The organism is Capnocytophaga canis, assembly GCF_000827555.1.
Lineage (GTDB): Bacteria > Bacteroidota > Bacteroidia > Flavobacteriales > Flavobacteriaceae > Capnocytophaga > Capnocytophaga canis.
This window is the reverse complement of record NZ_CDOI01000024.1, coordinates 1-20,891: the sequence shown is the minus strand read 5'-3', so window position 1 is coordinate 20,891 and position 20,891 is coordinate 1. Positions and strand designations below refer to the sequence as shown.

19 protein-coding genes are annotated in these 20,891 nt (G+C 35.2%); 17 read left to right on the top strand and 2 right to left on the bottom strand.

Annotated elements, in window-relative coordinates:
• Positions 1-46: 46 nt before the first annotated feature.
• The 4 genes from murI to CCAND38_RS01380 all read left to right on the top strand — a co-directional run bounded on the left by murI (position 47) and on the right by CCAND38_RS01380 (position 3,751).
• Positions 47-838, top strand: a complete 792-nt coding sequence (gene murI / locus CCAND38_RS01395; protein WP_042010047.1) for a glutamate racemase — start codon at positions 47-49, stop codon at positions 836-838.
• 27 nt (positions 839-865) lie between these two features.
• The gene (locus CCAND38_RS01390) at positions 866-2,011 is read left to right on the top strand and encodes an ATP-binding protein (protein WP_042343199.1); all 1,146 of its coding nucleotides are present in this window, start codon (positions 866-868) and stop codon (positions 2,009-2,011) included.
• Entirely contained in the window at positions 2,008-2,730 is a 723-nt protein-coding gene (locus tag CCAND38_RS01385; protein WP_042010041.1) for a metallophosphoesterase family protein, read from the top strand. The genes CCAND38_RS01390 and CCAND38_RS01385 overlap by 4 nt, the downstream gene beginning before the upstream one ends.
• 457 nt (positions 2,731-3,187) lie before the next feature.
• A complete protein-coding gene (locus tag CCAND38_RS01380) occupies positions 3,188-3,751 on the top strand; it encodes a 5-formyltetrahydrofolate cyclo-ligase (RefSeq protein ID WP_042343213.1) in 564 nt (187 codons plus the stop codon).
• Between the two features lie 4 nt (positions 3,752-3,755).
• Here the strand turns inward: CCAND38_RS01380 and CCAND38_RS01375 are convergent, their stop codons facing one another.
• Positions 3,756-4,520, bottom strand: coding sequence for an MBL fold metallo-hydrolase (locus CCAND38_RS01375; RefSeq protein ID WP_042010068.1), 765 nt, complete (start codon positions 4,518-4,520; stop codon positions 3,756-3,758).
• Between the two features lie 294 nt (positions 4,521-4,814).
• Here CCAND38_RS01375 and CCAND38_RS01370 point away from each other — a divergent pair, with 294 nt between their 5' ends.
• From CCAND38_RS01370 to rodA, 5 genes are all read left to right on the top strand, one after another.
• The gene (locus tag CCAND38_RS01370) at positions 4,815-6,269 is read left to right on the top strand and encodes a nicotinate-nucleotide adenylyltransferase (protein ID WP_042010038.1); all 1,455 of its coding nucleotides are present in this window, start codon (positions 4,815-4,817) and stop codon (positions 6,267-6,269) included.
• Between the two features lie 20 nt (positions 6,270-6,289).
• A complete protein-coding gene (locus CCAND38_RS01365; protein WP_042010036.1) occupies positions 6,290-6,616 on the top strand; it encodes a YtxH domain-containing protein in 327 nt (108 codons plus the stop codon).
• A 9-nt stretch (positions 6,617-6,625) separates the two neighbouring features.
• Entirely contained in the window at positions 6,626-6,991 is a 366-nt protein-coding gene (locus CCAND38_RS01360; RefSeq protein WP_212895848.1) for a hypothetical protein, read from the top strand.
• The gene (locus tag CCAND38_RS01355) at positions 6,978-7,226 is read left to right on the top strand and encodes a DUF6327 family protein (RefSeq protein ID WP_042010031.1); all 249 of its coding nucleotides are present in this window, start codon (positions 6,978-6,980) and stop codon (positions 7,224-7,226) included. Before CCAND38_RS01360 ends, CCAND38_RS01355 begins: the two co-directional genes overlap by 14 nt.
• 333 nt (positions 7,227-7,559) lie before the next feature.
• Positions 7,560-8,849 (top strand): rod shape-determining protein RodA, encoded by a 1,290-nt coding sequence (rodA, locus tag CCAND38_RS01350; protein ID WP_042343195.1) that lies wholly within the window; start codon positions 7,560-7,562, stop codon positions 8,847-8,849.
• 100 nt (positions 8,850-8,949) lie between these two features.
• Here rodA and rlmD read toward each other — a convergent pair whose 3' ends face one another.
• A complete protein-coding gene (gene rlmD, locus CCAND38_RS01345; RefSeq protein WP_042343192.1) occupies positions 8,950-10,362 on the bottom strand; it encodes a 23S rRNA (uracil(1939)-C(5))-methyltransferase RlmD in 1,413 nt (470 codons plus the stop codon).
• Positions 10,363-10,671: 309 nt separating this feature from the next.
• On the opposite strand from rlmD, the gene lpxK reads away from it, so the two are divergent.
• The 8 genes from lpxK to CCAND38_RS01300 all read left to right on the top strand — a co-directional run.
• Positions 10,672-11,682, top strand: a complete 1,011-nt coding sequence (lpxK, locus tag CCAND38_RS01335) for a tetraacyldisaccharide 4'-kinase (protein WP_042343187.1) — start codon at positions 10,672-10,674, stop codon at positions 11,680-11,682.
• Between the two features lie 284 nt (positions 11,683-11,966).
• Positions 11,967-12,281, top strand: coding sequence for a YbaB/EbfC family nucleoid-associated protein (locus CCAND38_RS01330; protein WP_042010021.1), 315 nt, complete (start codon positions 11,967-11,969; stop codon positions 12,279-12,281).
• A 35-nt stretch (positions 12,282-12,316) separates the two neighbouring features.
• Complete coding sequence (locus CCAND38_RS01325) at positions 12,317-13,726, top strand: DUF389 domain-containing protein (RefSeq protein ID WP_042343212.1); 1,410 nt, start codon at positions 12,317-12,319, stop codon at positions 13,724-13,726.
• 26 nt (positions 13,727-13,752) lie between these two features.
• Entirely contained in the window at positions 13,753-14,520 is a 768-nt protein-coding gene (locus tag CCAND38_RS01320) for a ParA family protein (RefSeq protein ID WP_042010018.1), read from the top strand.
• A 9-nt stretch (positions 14,521-14,529) separates the two neighbouring features.
• Entirely contained in the window at positions 14,530-15,474 is a 945-nt protein-coding gene (locus CCAND38_RS01315) for a ParB/RepB/Spo0J family partition protein (protein ID WP_042343185.1), read from the top strand.
• On the top strand, positions 15,471-16,070 hold the full coding sequence (locus CCAND38_RS01310; RefSeq protein WP_042010013.1) for a DUF5683 domain-containing protein: 600 nt from the start codon (positions 15,471-15,473) through the stop codon (positions 16,068-16,070). The genes CCAND38_RS01315 and CCAND38_RS01310 overlap by 4 nt, the downstream gene beginning before the upstream one ends.
• Before the next feature lie 99 nt (positions 16,071-16,169).
• Positions 16,170-17,810 (top strand): OstA-like protein, encoded by a 1,641-nt coding sequence (locus tag CCAND38_RS01305; protein WP_042343184.1) that lies wholly within the window; start codon positions 16,170-16,172, stop codon positions 17,808-17,810.
• Positions 17,811-17,924: 114 nt separating this feature from the next.
• The coding region (locus CCAND38_RS01300) for a two-component regulator propeller domain-containing protein (RefSeq protein WP_156129744.1) at positions 17,925-20,891 on the top strand (2,967 nt) is incomplete at its 3' end.

Below are 20,891 nucleotides of genomic sequence, written 5' to 3'. Positions count from 1 at the left end.
AAACTCTTTATTTCGTTTTTCAAGTAAAAAGTGTTACTTTTGTGTTATGAAAAAACAAGCTCCTATTGGATTATTTGATTCGGGTGTTGGAGGAACCACCATTTGGAAAGAGGTCGTAGCATTGATGCCCAATGAGAACACCCTATTCTTAGCAGACAATAAAAATGCTCCTTACGGCGGAAAAACGAAGGATGAAATCATTGCTTTATGCGAAAGGAATACAGAGTGTTTGCTCAATAATGATGTGAAAATCATTGTTTTAGCCTGTAATACGGGTACAACTAACGCTATTTCCTATCTTCGTGAAAAATATAGACATATACCTTTCATAGGTATTGAACCAGCTATTAAACCTGCAGCCTTGGGAAGTGTCACTAAAAAAATAGGAGTGTTAGCTACTCAAGGAACGTTGACGAGTGAATTATTTCAGAAAAATAGCAATAGTTTAGCACAAAATAACGGTATTGAATTTATTGAAAGGGTAGGAGAAGGTTTGGTAAAACTCATAGAGTCAGGCAAAATTAATAGTCCTGAAATGACGATTTTGCTCAAAAAATATTTGTATCCAATGGTAGAAGAAGGAATAGACTATCTGGTGTTGGGATGTACTCACTATCCGTATTTATTGCCTCAAATTAAGCAACTTATCCCCGAAAATATTCAAGTGATTGATTCTGGATATGCCGTTGCTAGACAAACTAAAAACATACTCAGTCAAAATCAATTGTTAAATGATGCCACTGAAAAGCCGAAGCACCGTTGGTTGGCTAACGGAAATATCGAAATTTTAAAAGAATTTGCTCCTGATCGTAATGATTTGGAAATAAGTATGTTGTAAAGTATTTCAAAATAAAGTAACACTAATATGATAAATAAGCGCTTACTAATTAAGAACCTATTAGCTCATAGCGACGAAAACAGTTTCTATGATCGTAAGCGTTTCATCAATTTGAGTGATCGTGAAGGAAAGGCTAAGTTTTTGAAAATAGTTTGTGCTTTAGCCAATTCGAATCCCTATAATAATGCGTTTATAATTGTTGGTGTTGAAGATGAATCACGCTTAATTTTTGGGGTGGATTTTTTCGATGACAGCCATATTCAAAATCTGGTCAATTCCTATTTAGAAAATCCCCCATCAGTAATGTATGAAAATATTATTTTTCCAGATATTGCTGAAAATAAAGTGGTTGGTTTGGTTACAGTACGATCATCTCAAAAAATATGTTCTTTATCAAAAGGTGTGTGGAAATACCCGAAAGGAACCATTTTCAAACGAGAGGGTAGTAACAGTAAAATTGTTGATAAAACCTTTAAAATAAGCGATGTAAACCTAAAAACAGTTCGGCAAATAGAAAAACTTTCAAGCAATAATATTCAACATACTCTTGATGCCACAATCCATTTTTTAAATCACCGACACAAGGATTTACAGGCTTTTTATCACGTTTTCAGAGAACAATTTGTGCTATGTTACGCAGGGAAACCAGAGCGTGTTGATGGAAAATTATTTTATTCAAGAGTTGATATTGAACTGATTAACGAACAAGTACAACTGTTTTTTTCTGCCTTGGATTTGGTTGAAATCCATATTCAAGCAAATTCATTCCAAATTACGGAATATATCGAATTAGCAACTGATTTTTCACAAAAATACCACCCATTGGAAACACTCACCATCGAGTTTTTTAATAATGGAACATACAAAATACATCAAAAGTTGGTTTTTATTCCTCCTGCGTATAATCTTGAAAAATCGGCTCTTTTATGGGACGAGTATATGCCCATAGTTAAAAATATAATAGAGGGGAATGATTTGAATAACAGTGGTTTGAATAAATTAAAACTGCTACCATCCACTTTTTTGACGTGTTATTTAAGTGGTTACATACAGGCCAAAGAGTTATTAGAAGAAGCTCGGTTCAAATACAGAGAAATAGATAGGGAATCCTACCCCGCTTTAAAGCGGACACTTCGCATTATGCGTAAATTAAAATACAATACTCACAGATGAGAACATTAGTAATAGGGGATATTCACGGAGCATATAAGGCATTGATTCAAGTACTTGAACGAGTGAATATTCAAGATCAAGACAAATTCATATTTTTAGGAGATTATGCTGATGGATGGAGTCAGACACCTCAAGTTATTGATTTTCTGATAGATTTTGGTAAAAAATACGATTGCACTTTTCTCAGAGGGAATCATGATGATTTGTGTTTAGATTTTTTGTCTGGAAAATCAATGGAAAAGATGTGGTATTTCCACGGAGGAGATGCTACCGAAAAAGCCTACGAATCCATCCCTGAAGAAACCAAGCAAAAGCATATCGATTTTTTGAAAAAGTTGTCTAACTATCAGTTAGATAGCCAAAATAGATTGTTTGTTCACGCAGGGTTCACTAATTTGAGAGGAGTAGAGTATGAATATTTTCCCAAGGCATTCTATTGGGATAGAACTCTTTGGGAATTAGCTATTTCGGTAGAAATGTCGCCTGAACAAATTCGTTATCCAAATAGATTGAAACTCTATTCCGAAATTTTTATAGGACATACACCTACTGTTCGTTTCGAAACCGACAAACCTATGTCTGCTAACAATGTATGGAATATTGATACGGGAGCGGCGTTTAAAGGGCGTATTACAGTGATGGATATCAATACCAAGGAATTTTGGCAAAGCAATCCTGTTTTTGAGCTTTATCCCGAAGAAATGGGGCGAAACAAGTAAAAAAACATATTTTCGTTTTTTTTGAAGTTTAATCCAAACTTGCATGATTTTCTCTCTAATTTGAGCAGAAGAGTTTCTGAAATTGAAAAATAATGTATGTTATTTGGAGAGTTTACGTAATAGGTTTATTATTCAGTAGATTATAAAAGAGTCTGATTATTGATATTTTCTTCGATTAAAGGTAGGAGTGTTTTTGTAGGTTAAACACATCAAATAATATTTTTAGAGCTATTATATTTAAACCACATAGAGACATAGAATTAACACTATGTCTCTATGTGGTTTAAAATTTAATTTACGGAAACTTAATGTTTTTTTACTAACTTTCAAATTCAAAAAAGGTTCGAGTAAACGAATTAAAGGTTCATAATTTTCGTGTCTTTAATGTCCTATTTTTAACTAATTAATGAAATTATTTGCTTTTTTTGTATATTTGCTAATTCCAAAAACATGTTTTATGGACAAAAAAGAGTTAAGGAATTATTACAAACAACTTCGAGCAGGTCTTTCAGAAGAAGAGCGTGAGCAAAAAAGTTTACAAATAGCCAATCAATTATTGAAAATGCCTATTTGGCATAGGGAAAATTACCATATTTTTCTTCCGATAACCAGATTGTTTGAAATCAACACAGAATATATCTTGCATATTCTCCATGGAAAAGATAAAAACATTATATTGCCTAAAATGGATGGAGATGTAGGTTTATTAAAGCATATTTTACTAACGGAACAAACTATTTTGAAGCAAAACCATTTAGGAATTACAGAGCCATGTAATGGTATTGAAGTGCAGCCTGCCCAAATAGATGTGGTATTTGTTCCGTTACTGGCTTACGATCAAAAAGGGAATAGGGTCGGGTATGGAGGTGGATTTTATGACCGATTTTTATCAAACTGTCCTGTAACTACTTTAAAGGTAGGTCTATCATTTTTTCTCCCTGAATTAAAAATTGAAGGGGTTTTCTCAACTGATATTCCTTTGGATTACTGTGCTACTCCCGACGGATTTTTTAGATTTTAAATACTTATATATTGTTTAAAATCAGATTGTCATAGGCCAAAAAAACGTTTTCTGGTAGTTTTTTAGACACCTCGTCATGAAATCCAAATGTTTGACTGATATGGGTGAAATAGGTCTTTTTTGGTTGTACAATACGGATAATTTCCAAAGCTTCATCCAAGTTTAAATGTGTGGGGTGAATCTCCTCACGTAGGCAATTTAGCACCAAAAGATCCAGTCCGTGAAGTTTGTCTAATTCGTTGTTTATTATTTTTTTAGCATCCGTAATATAAGCGATATTTTCAATTCTATAGCCTAAAATTGGTAAATCACCATGCATCACATGAATTGGCTGAATAGTTTTTCCATAAAACTCAAATGACTCATTGTTTACCTCATTGACAGCTACTGATGGAGCTCCTGCATACCGATTTTCGGTGGAAAAAATATAGTTAAAACGTTGTCGCAACTCAGAAATTACACGCGGTAGGGCATATATTGGCATGTCACCCTGTTGATACACAAAAGGGCGGATGTCGTCAAGTCCTGCGGTGTGGTCGGCATGTTCGTGTGTGAACAGAATTGCTTCCAGATGGTTTATCTTGTGTGTGAGCATTTGTTGCCGAAAATCAGGGCCACAGTCAATTAACAGATTTATGTTGTCCCAAGAGATAAGAGCAGAAGTTCGTAATCGACTGTCTTTGTGGTTTTTACTTAATCCTACGGGATGATTACTTCCTATTACGGGAATCCCTTGTGATGTGCCTGTTCCTAAAAAAATTACTCTCAATGTGAAAAAATTTACGACAAAAATAGGAATTTTCAATAGAATTTCCTATTTTTGTACAAATAACTTTTTAAATGAGGCTAATCCTTTATTTTAAAGAAGATGTCAGCCGTATTTTATGTAAAGAAATCAAAGTTTTTTGTATAGTTAAATTAACTTTAGTTTGTAGAGTCATTATCAAGGCTGTACTGCATTAAAAAAAATATTAACAAAATTTTAATAGAAAGCGATTTAAAGATAGTCCTAACTGTTGGGCAGGTTTTATTAGCATACATCATAAAGTAAAAACATAAAAAAATGAGCGTCATAATTCAAGGAGATAAGGATATAGCCATTGAAGATGTGCCTTCCACTTTAGCTAAGGCGTTGCGTATTAATTTGAATGAAAATATTTACGGAACTTTTGCTGAAATTGGAGCAGGTCAAGAAACGGTACGTCATTTTTTTAGAGCAGGAGCTGCTTCGGGGACTATCGCCAAAGCCATGAGTGCTTATGACAAAGAGGTGAGTGATGCGGTGTACGGAGTGGAAGAGGATGGACGTTACGTAACCGAAAGCCGACTAAAAAAAATGCTGGATTATGAGATTAAACTCATCGAAACGCGTTTGACCAGAAATAATCACCCTAATAAGGTATTTTTTTCCTACGCCAATACTGTTGCAACTATCGATTTTTCCAAGCGTTATAAAGGACATGGTTGGGTTGGGTTGCGTTTCCAAACTAAACCTCACGGAGCGTATAACGAAATTATTTTGCACGTACGTTTTCATCAGACTGAAGCCAGAGCTCAGCAAGAAACATTAGGAATTTTGGGAGTGAATCTCATTTATGGAGCTTTCTATAAAACATCAAAACCTAAAAAAATATTGAAATATTTATATGACCATATTGATAAGGATTTGATAGAAATTGATATGATAAATTTTTCAGGGCCTGATTTTGAGGATGTGGACAATCGATTGATGAGTTTACAACTTATTAGAAATGGGATGACTGAAGCGGTTATGTTTGGCCCTGATGGGAATAATATTCTTCCTGCGGAGCATCTTTACAAAAAAAATGTCTTGACTCTGCGAGGGAGTTTCCGACCTGTGACTAAGGTCAATATGGATATGTATCAAAAATCTTTGGAGATGTTTTTGGCGGAAAATAAAGTCAATCCGTCCCGTACTGAGGTAATTTTTGAAATTACGCTGTCGAATTTGATAGCAGAAGGAGAAATTGATGAGCAAGATTTTATGGACAGAGCCAAATTGTTGTGTTCCTTAGGTCAAAAAGTATTGATTTCTAATTTTAAAGAGTATTATCGAGTGGTAGAATATTTTTCAAATTACACTCGTATGCGAATGGGGTTGGCGATGGGAGTGAATAATTTGATTGCGATTTTCGATGAAAAATATTACCGACATTTGAGTGGAGGTATTTTAGAAGCATTTGGAAAATTGTTTTATCGTGATATTAAAATATATTTGTTTCCGATGAAAGACCCAGAAACAGGTCAAATCATCACCAGTGAGAATTTGCGTGTGCATCCACGTATGAAAGAATTGTACAAGTTTTTCAAATTCAACGGAAAGGTGGTGGATATTGAGGGATATGATGAGGCACATCTCAACATATTCTCTCGAGAAATTTTATCGATGATTGAGAGAGGCGAAACCAATTGGGAGGAGTTGTTACCAGGAGGGGTTTCTGAAATCATCAAAGAGAAACAATTATTTGGCTATAAGCCACAAAAAACAGAATGTTAAACCTTTAAAATTAAATTATTATGGCAAAAACAGGAAATGTGTTATTAGCGTTAGTTACAGGAGTAGCTATTGGAGCGGGAGTAGGAATTCTTTTTGCACCAGACAAAGGAAAAAATACTCGTAAAAAAATTAAAGATTCGGTAGATGATACCACGCATATGTTAAAGGAAAAAATAGATAATTTAACACGTGAAGTGAAATCAAAAACTACGGAAATTAAAGGGTCTTTGGAGGAAAATATGGACAGAGTATTGTCTAAATCAAGCTATAAGGCCGAGGATGTAATTACTTTTTTAGAAAAAAAATTAGCAGCTTTGAAAGAGGCAAACGCTAAGTTGCAAAAATAAAATATGTTGATGAATAACATAAAAGAGGCTTTTAAAGAACTCCCCGATAGAGGAAATGAAGCGTTAGAAACAAATGTTTCTTACTATAAACTATTTGTTTTCAGGTTTATAGCGAAGACTTCTTATGGGCTATTATCCATTTTGGTATTGGGTATGATAAGCCTATTGGTATTGTTTTCACTCTCTTTCGCGTTTGCCTATGCCATAGGAATTTGGATTGGCAACATTGCCTTAGGATTTGTTGTTATGGCACTTTTTTATTGTTTAGTAATGTGTATAGCCTATCTTTTCAGAAAGAAAATGATTGAAAGACCTTTATTGAAGACTCTTTCAGAGGTGTACTTTAAAGCGGGAGAAGAGGATGAGGAGAAATAGAATTTATCAATCTTTTGAGGAAATTGAAAGTGATTTAAAAATCTTGAGACTCAAAAAAGAAATTGACTGGTTGCAGTTGAAGAACAGTACTTCAAATTTTACGGATAGCTTAGCTCCTAAGAATTTGATGGCTAGTGCTTTTTCAAACGTAGGAGGGAGCTTTTTCAAACCAAAAAGTCGTTGGTTTGGTCTTATTCTGAACTATGCTTTGTACTATTTTTTCAAAAAAAAGTAATTATATAAAGAGTTAAAAATTTGAGGTTTCAATTACATTCCATTCGGATATGTAGTCGGAACCTCATCGTTATAAAGGTAATTTTAGAAAATATTGTTCATATTTCAATCAAGGTCATATTCTTCTATTTTTTTGCGAAACTGTATCGTGGTATTCATATGGAATCCAAATAAGGGGTAATGATGAAAATACTGAGTGGATTTATGTTTTTCAATTATATAGCGGATTACTTTGTGTAAAAATAGGATAAAACCAGACACAGATTCAATGTATGTCCGATAAAAACGCAAATCTATTATTTAGAAAAACAAAACAACTTTCAAATTAGATTTTATGAAACAAAGCCTTATAAAAAATTTAGATTGGTTATCCGTTTTTTGTTATATATTATTGGTTAGTATTGGTTGGATAGCTATTTTTTCAACTACTTATAATGAGGCTGAGGTAACTTCTATTTTTGACCTTGATCAATTTTACGGAAAACAAACGCTTTTTATTGGGCTTGGACTATTGCTTATTGTTTTTATTCTGGCAATAGATTCAAAATTTTACGAAAATTTTTCTTTTGTATTTTATCTTATTTCATTAGCTTTATTAGCGGGACTATTTGTTTTAGGAAAGAAAACCAACGGAGCTTTATCGTGGTATGCTATTGGGTCTATCACTGTGCAGCCCAGTGAGTTTGCTAAAGTAGCCACAGCATTGTTTTTCTCAAAGTTTTTGAGTGATATTCATACTAACATACAGAATTTTAAAGATCTTTTTAAGGCAATACTTATTCTGGCATTACCCGCTATTTTAATTCTTCTGCAACCTGATGTAGGGAGTTTACTGGTTTTTTTTTCCTTAACATTTGTGCTGTTCCGTGAAGGTATGCACGTTGCTTTGTTGTTCTACATGGTGTTGGTAGCCATAGTTTTTATTATAACTTTGAAATTTGGTGTGCTTTTCGCTGTAATCATCTGCTTATTGATGATTGGTTTCTACGGATTTTGGTATAAAAGAAGAACCAATAGAATTCCTTTTCAGAATATATTTATCCTTTTGTCGGTTTGTTTGCTCACATCGTTTTCCACATCGATTGTATTTGATTCGGTTTTGAAACAGCACCACCGAAACAGGTTGAGTTTATGGTTACGTATGGAGCAAGACCCTCAGAAAATCAGTGAGATGCGTCGTGACTTTGGCTATAATACCTACATGTCCGAATCGGCAATTACTTCAGGAGGAATCTTTGGAAAAGGTTTTTTAGAAGGTACTCGTACTAAGGGGAGTTTTGTGCCAGAGCAACATACGGATTATATCTTTACCACTTTGGGCGAGGAATGGGGACTGGTAGGTACGCTCACAGTGATTGTAATTTTTACTTTTTTGCTTCTTCGCTTGATTATTTTAGCGGAACGACAACGCTCCAAATTTAGCCGAATTTATGGTTATTGTGTGGCATCAATTTTGTTCATGCATTACTGTATAAATATAGGTATGGTGATTGGATTGATACCTACCATAGGTATTCCATTACCTTTTTTTAGCTATGGAGGTTCAGGGTTATGGGCATTTACTATTCTTTTGTTTATATTTCTTCGCTTGGATGCTAATCGGGTTAATGATTGGATTAAATAACCGAAAACTTTTGTGCAAGGTAAAATAGGCTGAATACTCTTATTTTATTTTTTTTCATAAAGGTTTAATCACGAATCTCCAAAAGTATGTGAATTATAAACTATATTCTTTTTTCCAATAGAACGACATTTTCAACATGATGCGTTTGAGGGAACATATCCACTGCTTGTACTTTAGTTACTTTGTACATTGCATCCATTAGAGCTAAATCACGAGCTTGGGTTGCACTATTGCAACTTACATACACCACTTTTGGAGGTGCAATGCTTAAAATTTGAGTAACAACATCTTTGTGCATTCCATCACGTGGTGGATCGGTGATAATAACATCGGGTGTGCCATTTTCCGCTATAAATGCTTCGTTAAAAACATTTTTCATATCTCCCACAAAAAATGAAACATTGCTAATATTGTTGTTTTTAGCATTATCTTTAGCGTCGGCAATCGCTTCTGGAACAGCTTCAACACCAATCACTTTTTTTGCTTTTTGGGCAACAAACAAAGCAATGGTCCCCGTACCAGTGTACAAATCATACACCAATTCATTACCTTTCAATTCCGCAAAATCACGTGCTACTTTGTAGAGGTTATATGCCTGTTTCGAATTGGTCTGATAAAACGATTTAGCATTGATTTTGAATCGCAATCCTTCCATTTCTTCGTAGATGCAATCACGACCTTTATAGCATATCACCTCTTGGTCATAAATTGAATCGTTTTGCTTTCCGTTAATGATATACTGCAAGGAGGTGATTTGTGGGAAACTTTCAATTATGAAGTCTAACAATTGCTCTCGCATTTTCCTGTTTTCTTCGAAAAACTGAATAACGAGCATAATTTCCCCAATCGAAGTAATGCGAATCATCATTGAACGCAGAAAACCTGTTTGCTGACGAGGGCTGTAAAAAGGCATCTCGTTTTCAATAGCAAACTGTTTTATTTTTAGTCTGATGTCATTGGAAGGGTCTTCTTGCAGGTAACATGTGTCAATATCCAAAATTTTGTCCCATGCACCCGAGATATGAAATCCTAATCCGTTGCGATTGTCAATCGTTTCCACTTTTTTGATTTCTTCAGGGGTCAGCCAACGAGTGTCAGAAAAAGAGAATTCCATTTTATTACGGTAAAAATACGGATTTTCAACCCCTAAAATAGGTTGCATTTCAGGAATTTCAATGCGTCCTAAACGTTTCAGATTGTTTTCTACCTCCTTTTGTTTGTAGAATAGTTGATATTGATAGCTCATATTCTGCCATTTGCATCCACCACAATAACCAAAATGCGAACAGACCGGCTCAGTGCGTTTGTCCGATTTTTTATGAAACTTGATAACAAATCCCTCAAAATAAGCAGTTCTTTTCTTGGTGGTTTGTACATCAACAACATCTCCAGGAATAGCATCCGACAAGAATATAACGCGTCCATCAGGAGCTTTTGCCACGCTTTTTCCTTTAGCCCCTGCATCAATTACTTCAACGTTTTCGAATATGATATTTTTGTTTTTTCGACTCATAAGGAGGCAAAGGTACGGAATAAATTGAAATGGACAAGTCGGGTGGCAATTTTCAGAATAATTGTTTAATGATATGTTTCATTACCAATAACTTGTTGGATTCAAATACTGTATTAGTTCTTTTATTACAAGTTTTTGTTTTTTTATTATCTGTAAATTGCTCAGTTATTAAAGCTATGTACATTATCTTAAGAAGGATTTGTAACTGTTCTACGAGAAAAAAACGGACAATCATTTTTTTTTCAATGCCTAATAATTTCTAAGAATTGCGTACTTTTGTGCTTTCCAAGTTTATTTTGATATTAAAAAATGATACAGTTATTGCGGTATATGCTTTTTCCGTTTGCAGTGTTGTACGGCATCGTTGTGCGGGTACGCCATCTGGCATACGATAAACGTGTTCTGAAGAGTGTACAATTTGAAATACCGACCATTTGTGTTGGAAATGTCAGTGTTGGAGGTACAGGAAAAACGCCTATGGTTGAATATTTAATCCGCAATCTACAGGAAAACTATAAGATAGGAGTAGTTAGTAGAGGTTACAAGAGGAAAACAAAGGGATTAGTCATGGCTGATACTACTTCTACCGTGTACGATTTAGGGGATGAGCCATTTCAATTTTGGAAAAAATATCCTAAAATTAGTTTGGTGGTAAATGCAGACAGAGCTTCAGGAATATCCCATCTGTTGGCTTTACCACAGCCTCCCGAAGTAATCCTGCTTGATGATGCTTTTCAACATCGCAAAGTAGAAGCGAAAATCAATGTGGTTTTGACGGCCTATGGAAATTTATTTACCGATGATTGGCTTTTACCTACTGGAAACTTGCGAGATGTTGTTTCACGAGTACAACAGGCGGACGTCATTGTAGTTACTAAATGCTCACCCCATATCAGTCAGCAGGAGCGAAAAAAAATTGCTACGCAGATACGCCAGAAAGAACATCAATCTGTGGTTTTTGCAACCATTGCTTATGGAGAAAAAGTGATTTCAGCTAATCAATCTGTTTATTTAGAAGAATTTATTAAATTACCTTTTCTCTTGGTAACGGGCATTGCAAATCCCATTCCTCTTCTCAATTTTTTGAATAAATGTGGAGCAACTTTTGAGCATTTGAATTTTGCTGATCATCATCATTTTTCAGAAACCGAAATCGAAAAACTCAAACAATCCCCTCGTGTACTTACCACAGAAAAGGATTATGTACGTTTAGAAAGTCGCTTGTCGGATATTTTTTATCTCCCCATCGAAACTGTCTTCATTGATAAAACCGAAGAAGCTACCTTTTGGAAAATCTTAGATTTACAGAGGAAATCCTAAAAAAATAGATATCAACCTTTACGTTAATTTTCTTCAAAGGAAGGTCTATTACATAGTAGGTCGTACTTTGTTGATTAATAATTGATTTTGACTTGTTCAGGACTTCAAAAACTTACTTAACCTACATATAATTATCAATTTAGCTATTAAAAATAACGTACAATATACTTCCGAAAAGGAAAATAGAACTTAACTTTAGCGGTGGCTTTTTTAACAAATCTCTAAACTTGCTACTTCAAAAAAAATTCTTACTTTTGTCCACATAAAAAATAATAATAAGAACTATGTTTGGAGACCTTATGGGGATGATGGGCAAACTTAAAGAAACCCAGCAAAAAATAGAAGAAACAAAACAACGATTAAATCACGTACTGATTGACGAGACCTCGTCCGACGGAAGTATTAAAGTGACGATTACCGCTAACAGGGAGATTAAATCGTTGGAAATTAGCGATAGTCTTTTAGAGGACAGAGAGCAATTGGAGGATTATTTGGTACTTACGCTGAACAAAGCCATTGAAAAAGCTACCCAAATTAACGAAACCGAGTTGGCAGCTGTTGCAAAGCAAGGATTGCCAAACATACCAGGGTTGTTTTAAAAACAGAAAAGTTTCATACATCTAAATTTTAAATGATGGAAAATAACCAAAATAACGAACATACGCTTAAAGAGAGTCCAAAAAGTATTTTTGTTCAGATAAAAGATTTTTTGGCAGATTTGATGAACATTCACGAGCAGACTGATAAAGAGGCTACTATAGAAAGTATTAAGGCCGATATTTCGCTGAAAGGACATACTTCGTGGATTTTGATTTGTGCCATTATTATTGCGTCGTTAGGATTAAATGCAAATTCAACGGCGGTTATCATCGGTGCGATGCTTATTTCCCCATTGATGGGACCTATCTTGGGGATGGCATTAGCGTTGGCTATGAACGATGTCGACTTATTGAAAAGAGCTTTGAAAAACTTTGGAGTGATGGTAGTTTTGAGTGTGGTTTCTGCTTTTACATTCTTCTACATTTTTCCATTAAGCAATACCTCGTCTGAACTTTTAGCACGTACTGCACCTGACATACGCGATGTGTTGATAGCCTTCTTTGGTGGTTTGGCACTTGTGATTGCGAGAGCCAAAAAAGGAACCATGGCAAGCGTTATTTTTGGGGTTGCCATTGCTACAGCCTTGATGCCACCGCTTTGTACGGTAGGTTATTTTTTGTCAATCGGGGATTTTAAATTAGCTTCAGGAGCGTTGTATTTGTTCTTAATTAATACGTTTTTTATTGCTTTGGCTACATTTTTGATACTTCGTATTATCAAAATTCCAATGGTAGTCTATGCCAATTCATCCAAAAGAAAACGTATTTCGCAGATGGCGTATTTTGTTTCCACATTGATGATGATTCCTGCAGGATATACGTTTTATGGAGTATGGAAAGAATCAAAATTTGAGATAGATGCCAATCGTTTCATCAAAAATAGCATAGAAGTCTACGATTTTGGTGAAAAAGGCTATTTTCTTAAAGATTTCTCAAAGGCAAATTATAATGATGGAAATCCGTATATTGAGTTAGTTTTTTTTGGAGATGTAAGCATATCACCTGAGGTTAGAGTTCTTTGGGAGAATCAAAAGAACGGTTATAGCTATCTACAAAACACGCAGTTACGAATTTTGAGTGATAGTGAAAATAAAGATCAAAGTGGTTACATAGCAGAACTTTACAATACCAATAAAGAACAACTTGCTTCAAGTCAAGGAGAAATAAAACTATTGCAAAGCAAATTAGAGTCTTTAAACAAATATATGCGTGAAGCCTCGAAATTTGATCAAATTAGTAAGGAGATTGCTGCTAAAAGTGATTTGATAGCTTCAGTTTCGTTTGCTAATGAATTGCGTAGTAACTTTAAAAAAACGGATACTATCCCAGTGTTTCGTTTTGAATGGGAAAAAGATGTTGATGAAAGTACGAAGAAAAAGGAGCTTGAAGCTTTAGAAAAATGGCTCAAAGTTCGTTTAAATACTCAGAAAATTGAAATTAAATAAGGTAAATATAGCATAAAAAAATAATTATGGGCAAAATAATCGCTATTGCAAACCAAAAGGGAGGCGTTGGAAAAACCACAACTTCCGTAAATTTAGCAGCTTCATTGGGCGTACTCGAGAAAAAAGTATTGTTGATTGACGCTGATCCTCAGGCGAATGCAACTTCAGGATTGGGGGTGGATGTAGAATCTGTTGAACACGGAACCTATGAATTATTAGAGCATACGATTCCTGCTAAAGATATGATCATCAAAACTGAATCACCGAATTTGGATTTGATTGCTGCTCACATTGATTTAGTGGCGATTGAAATTGAGTTGGTCGACAAAGAGCAACGTGAGTATATGCTCAAAAAAGCGTTAGAGCCTATCAGAGACCAGTACGATTATATTTTGATAGACTGTGCACCCTCATTAGGATTGATTACCCTAAATGCGCTAACGGCAGCAAATTCCGTAATAGTTCCTATTCAGTGTGAGTATTTCGCTTTGGAAGGACTAGGAAAACTGTTGAACACTATCAAAAGTGTTCAAAAAGTGTTCAATCCAAGTTTGGACATTGAAGGCTTGTTGTTAACTATGTATGATGCACGTTTACGTTTGTCAAATCAAGTAGTGGAAGAAGTTCAGAAGCACTTTAGCGATATGGTTTTCAAAACGATTATTCAACGTAACGTTCGTTTGAGTGAGGCACCAAGTTTCGGAGAAACTATTATCAACTATGACGCAGGAAGTAAAGGAGCTACCAACCATTTGAATTTAGCACAAGAAATCATCGAAAAAAATAAAGCATAGACAACGTTAATGGCAAAAGCATTTAAAAAACAAGCGTTAGGGAGAGGAGTTTCTGCTATTTTCGGCAATAGTCCTGAAAATGACATTAATTCAATCGCTGATAAGAACGCTGAGAAAGTGGTGGGGAACATCATTGAGTTGGAGTTAGATAGTATTGAGGTAAATCCGTTTCAACCACGTACATCTTTCAATGAGGAAGAATTGCAAGGACTAGCTTCTTCTATTGAGGAGTTGGGTGTTATTCAGCCTATTACAGTACGTAAGATTGGCGTAAATAAATTCCAACTTGTGTCGGGAGAGCGTCGTTTCAGAGCATCAAAGTTAGCAGGATTGCAAACCATTCCAGCTTATGTTCGTATTGCTGACGACAATGAATCTCTTACCATGGCACTGGTCGAAAACATACAGCGTCAGGATTTGGATCCTATCGAGATAGCATTGTCTTATCAACGTTTGATTGAAGAAATCAACCTAACGCAAGACCAAATGAGTAAACGAGTAGGGAAAAAACGCTCGACAATTACTAACTATTTAAGATTGTTGAAGTTAGCTCCTATCATTCAAACAGGTATTCGCGATGGGTTTATTTCAATGGGACATGGAAGAGCCATTATTACCATTGAAAATCCTGAAGTCCAAGCTGAGATATATCAACGTATTATCTCCGATAATTTATCAGTTCGAGAAACAGAGGATTTGGTACGTAAATTGCAAAATCCAGAAATAAATACCACAGAAAATAACATCGTTGGAATAGAAATACCTAAACCTCAGATAGAAAACAACAAAGGAACTATTCCTAGTTATGTACTTGAAAGTATGGATACGTTCGATCGCTTCTTTGGTACAAAAGTAAGCGTAAAAGTAGCCAAAAACGGTAAAGGAACGTTGATCATTCCATTCAGTTCGGAAGAGGATTTCAGACGAATTCAACGGTTATTAAATAGGGAATGAATAGATTTTTTTTGATACTATTATTTTTGGGAGGATATGTAGCCAAGGCTCAGCAAACCAATTTATCTGATACACTGAAAATTAGTACTGTCGAGGATAAAAAGGAAGTGAGGCAGGTTACGTGGAATACGGATCCTCTTTCACCAGCAAGAGCAGCTTTTTATGCAGCTATACTTCCTGGGTTAGGACAAGCCTACAATAAAAGTTACTGGAAAATGCCGATAGTCTATGTGGCTATCGGCACACCTATTTATTTTTATATCGCTAACACACGCGAATTTAACCGCTATCAAGCTGCCTACAAACGACGTGCCGCGGGGTTTACGGATGATGAATTTTATGGTAATCGTCCCGATGGACAGCCAAGATTGAGTACTGATGGATTGCGAAGAGCTCAACAGTTTTATCGTCGAAATCAAGAACTTTCCTTGTTGATAACCATTGGGTTATATGCACTGAATATTGTCGATGCTAATGTGGATGCACATCTAAAACAGTTCAATGTTGATGAGAAATTGAGCTTTGAACCGTTTATAGAGATCAATGAATTTACTGCACAACCTCAATTTGGTCTGTCGGTGCAGGTCAGATTTTAATAAAATATTTTTTAGTTCTTCTGTGGAAGTACAATAACCAAATCTACGTTAGGAAAAGTTGTCGGGGGGTGACCGACTCAAAGAAAATATTATTTGCAAATGATAAAGTATATCTGTTTAATAGTCAGTTTTTTAGTAACAACTTTCAGTCTTTTTGCTCAACAAGAAGAAGGAAAAAAAAGGCGTATTGAGATTGTTTATGGAGGGGAGTTCACCATTGACCATGTGAAATATCCAGGAGCTACAATCTTTAAATCCGACGGTAAGCGAGTGCAATTTCATCATCAAGGGTTGGATGTTTGGTGTGATTTGGCAGTGCTTTATGAAGCTCGAAATGAGGTTATTGCTTATGGAGATGTACTTTTGCAACAAGGTGATACTTTGCAAATGAACAGCAAATATATTTCTTACAACGGAAACCTAAAAACTGCAGTTGCTAAGGAAGAGGTGGTGCTGAAAAATGAAACAATGACTTTAGAAACTGAAGAGCTATTCCTCGACAGGAATGCTCAAGTGGCTTACTACAACAACTTTGGTAAAATTACTGACATTGAAAACGAGCTAACGAGCAAGGTTGGTAAATATTTCATAGAAACTAAAAAAAATCAGTTTACTAATGCTGTGAAGATTGTAAATAAGGATTTTACGGTAGATTCTCAGGTCTTGGACTATTTTCATAACACGGGAAATGCGTACTTTTACGGAGCTACCACTATTGTAGGAAAGGATTATAAAACATATAGCGAAAAAGGGTTTTATGACACTCGCCGTGAGGAGGGGTACTTCAAGCAGAATGCTAAAATTGATTATGACCTAAAAACAATCAAAGGAGATAGTCTTTATTTCGATAAAAAACGACAATTTGCTTCCGCAACTAACAACATAATTATTTTGGATAGCCTTAATAAAACTACAGTTAAGGGGCATTATGGGGAGGTTCATAAGGCAAAAGATTCTATGTTTATTACTAAAAAACCATTGATAATCACTTTGGTAGAAAGGGATTCGATGTATATGCATGGAAAAAAGATACTGGTTACAGGCAAGGAAGGTAAGCGAAACATACGGGTATTTCACGACGCACGAATCTACAAAACTGACCTACAAGCCAAATGTGATTCCATTCATTCGAATGAAGAAAACGGGCTTACACAGCTCATTGGAAATCCAGTAGCTTGGACAGGAGAAAGTCAAATAACAGGAGAGAACATACATCTGATTGCTGATAAAAGAACTCAACAAATGGACTCCCTCAAGGTGTTTAACAATGCCTTGGTAGTAGAAAAAGATAGTTTAGGTGATGGATATAACCAAGTGAAAGGTAGGGTTTTATATGGGAAATTTAAGAAAAATAGATTAAAACAAATTGACTTCATTCAAAATACGGAATCTATTCAGTACGTCTACACCGAAAAAAATGAATTGGTCGGTATCAATAAACTTACCTGTAGCCACATAAAGTTGAGATTGGATGAAAATCAACAGATTGCACAAGTGGTATTTATCACACAACCTATCGGAAATTTGTACCCTGAAGAAAAATTATCCAAAGAAGAAGTACTTTTTAAAGAATTCATTTGGCGAGGTAAAGAACGCATCAGCCATCAGAATGAAATTTTTAGTGAGGAGGCACAGAAAATAGCTCCTAAACCCATTGAAGCATTTAAAACTCCTGAAGAGAACGATGTCGAGGAAATTAAAAAAACTAAGGAACGAAACGAATCAAATCCGATTGATTGAGTTTCTTCATTCAGCATCACGGAGTTTATCCCTACATAATTCTTAATATCCTTACTTTTGTGACTTTGTATACTTCTCTCTAGAAAAGAAAGATGTAAACCAAAAATTGTTTAAATGAAAACCTTTATTAAAATATGCGCTTTGCTCGTTGGGATGTGTTATATCCATGGACAAGAATTGCCTATATATGAGTCTAATACTTTCATTTACAATAAATATAACTTTGGTGACGATTTCGTTAATGCTGTTAGACCTATACACATAAACTCAGAAGGAAGCGTATATTTAGCCCCTTATGGCAAGAAATTGAAGCGATTGGAAAGTAATACGGTTAGTACAATCAGTGATAAGTTTGATGGAAACTACGAATATTCAGGTATAATCGAAAAAGATAGTGTGACCTATTTTTTCTTTGAAAAATCAATTTACAGCCAACGTGGTGAAAAAATTGAGCGACTTCCTTTTGATGTTGAAGAGGATTTTCTTATTAGCCACGTAGTCGAGCATGAAAAACATATCTATTTCACTGTCATTCATATAACTCAACGAAATAAAATAAGGTTGTACGTTTATGATATTGAAAATAAACAGTTTAAAAATATAAAAACCGAATTTAATAACCTAAATCGTTTAATATCTAATGATAAAACCATTTATTTTATAGTTTCTGAGGAAGGGAAGACGTTTCTTTATGATGTTATTGACAATTTTAAATTGGTAAAAACTTACCCATTTATTACTTCGGCGATAGGTTATATTATTTCACCTGATGATTTTTATTTTGAAAATTCTAATACTATTTTGTATCACTACAAAGATGGGGTTTCAACTCCTGTTTTTGAAGGAATTATGTCCGACCATGATTTAAGAAATAGGTTTTATGGAGAGCAAAAGAAAGAGGCGTATCGCATTTATGATTTATCACAAACTCCACCACAGCTTATGGCTGTCAGCTCGGATATAAAGTTGCGTTATAAGAACGCTTATTCACCTGAAAGTCACAGTTTCTATGTGTCGACTCCACAGCATTTGGGGAGGCTTTTTCCGTATATCAAGAAATATCCTCGTATTTTTGATGGAGACAATTCCGAATCCATTCACAGTATCACACAATCTCCAGATGGTAAGATTTGGGTCGGGTCATATGGGAATAATTTTTCTGTTATTGACGATCGTAAAATAGTACAGTCCAAACAAAGAAAACGTATTTTGCCTGGAGCCATGTCGGTCGGAAACAAAATGCTGGTCTATGTTGATGACCCTGCACAAACGTTCCTTTACGAGAATGAAAACAAATATACTATTTTGAATGATACTGTTGGTGGATATTTCAGTTTTGTGAGTAGTAAAGGTATGTTTTTCACAGGGACTTTTAATTACGGGTTGATGTATAAACCTTTGAAAGACCTTGAAAACAAATCTGTTAAATGGAAGTTCGTAGGTAAAGATAAAGGGATGAAACTCCAATCGTGCCTCACGGTTGCCGAGGACAAATTCGGGAATATTTGGACAGGTGCTGGAGGTCAATTAGCTGTTTTTCAAGAAGATAAAAACCAAGCTATTTCGCTTTATGCTAAGGAAAAAGACATTCCATTTGGTTCTATAGCGATGCTCAAAGATACTTATGATACCTTGTGGTTTGGAACCTCTCAGGGGGAACTTTTCTACTGGAATGGAAAGCATAAAGATGATTTTAGATTTGAAAGTTTCGTACGGATTGAGCACCCTCTGTTAGTAAAAGGAAAGATGATTACTTTCATCCATCAGTGGAATGATTGGTTGGTATTGGGAGCTAAAGATAAGGTACTTTTGTTCAACATAGCTACTTGGCATAAGGATCGGAAAGTTTTAGTTCGGTATCTAAATCCAATGGAATGTAAAATAGAAAGTATAACTGAGCAAAATACCGTATTGACCGATTTCAGAGATCAATCGCTGTGGTTTGCTACAAGCGATATGCTTTACCAATGGGATATCGAAAAATGGTTGAAATTACCTACTTTTCATGTAACCCCACGTGTGCAGCTTCATGAAGGAGAATCTGTAATAGATTTAAAAACGGATGAAGCATTAAAGATTTCTCCGTCAAAAACTTCCTTCGAAATTCAAGTTACCTACCAAGGAAAGGACAATATGCCTCGGTATATGCGTTCACACTTGGTTAAGAAGGGCGAAACTCCTAAAATAGAAGATATAGCTATACAAAAAAACTATAATTTTCAGAATCTATCTCCTGGACAATATATTTTTCAAGTATTAATTTGTCAGCAAGACGGTAGCTATTCGGTGCATGAATATCCCATCACGATTACTAAATTCATCTGGCAACAGTGGTGGTTTTGGTTCTTATTACTTTTGTTCCCAACGTTGATTGTAATTAAACAGGTTAGAATCCAACAAAGAATGGAACGTCAACAAAAGGAAATAACTCAGTTGAATATGCTTAGCCTTGGTAAACAATTTCGTCCTCATTTCATGTTGAACGTTCTCAACAGTTTAGGAGCGTCTTTGTACGACAAGCCTCACGCCGAGCGAATTATTAGCCGCATAGGCGAAAATATTAACATTATTCACTTATTTTCAAAAGAGAATCAACCTTGTATTTCATTCGCTCAAGAATGGAAATTAGCACTCAATACTATTGATATATACAAAGAGTTGTATGTTAAAGAATTACAGATTACAGTTTCTCATGTAGAAGTAGTTCCCTTGGATTATCGTCTGCCCATTGGGACGCTCCAAATGGTGGTAGAAAATGCACTTCTTCATGGTGTTCGACATCGAAAAGTAGCTCCATTTTTGTTAGAGATTGATTTTACTCAAGATGATTTTTTCTACTATATCACGATTTCAGACAATGGGGTAGGGATGGAACATTCTAAAAAATTCTATGAATTTGAACGAAGAGGTACAGGTCTGAATAATATTGCTGCAATGATAGAAATTATCAATACCAAGATAGAACGAGCCTTCAGCATAAGAATTAATAAATTTAATCCTGATGACCAGGAGTATCCTGGCACAATAGTTTCTATTCGGATGCGAAAAGATATAAATTTTAAAAATATATTCCCCCCCCCC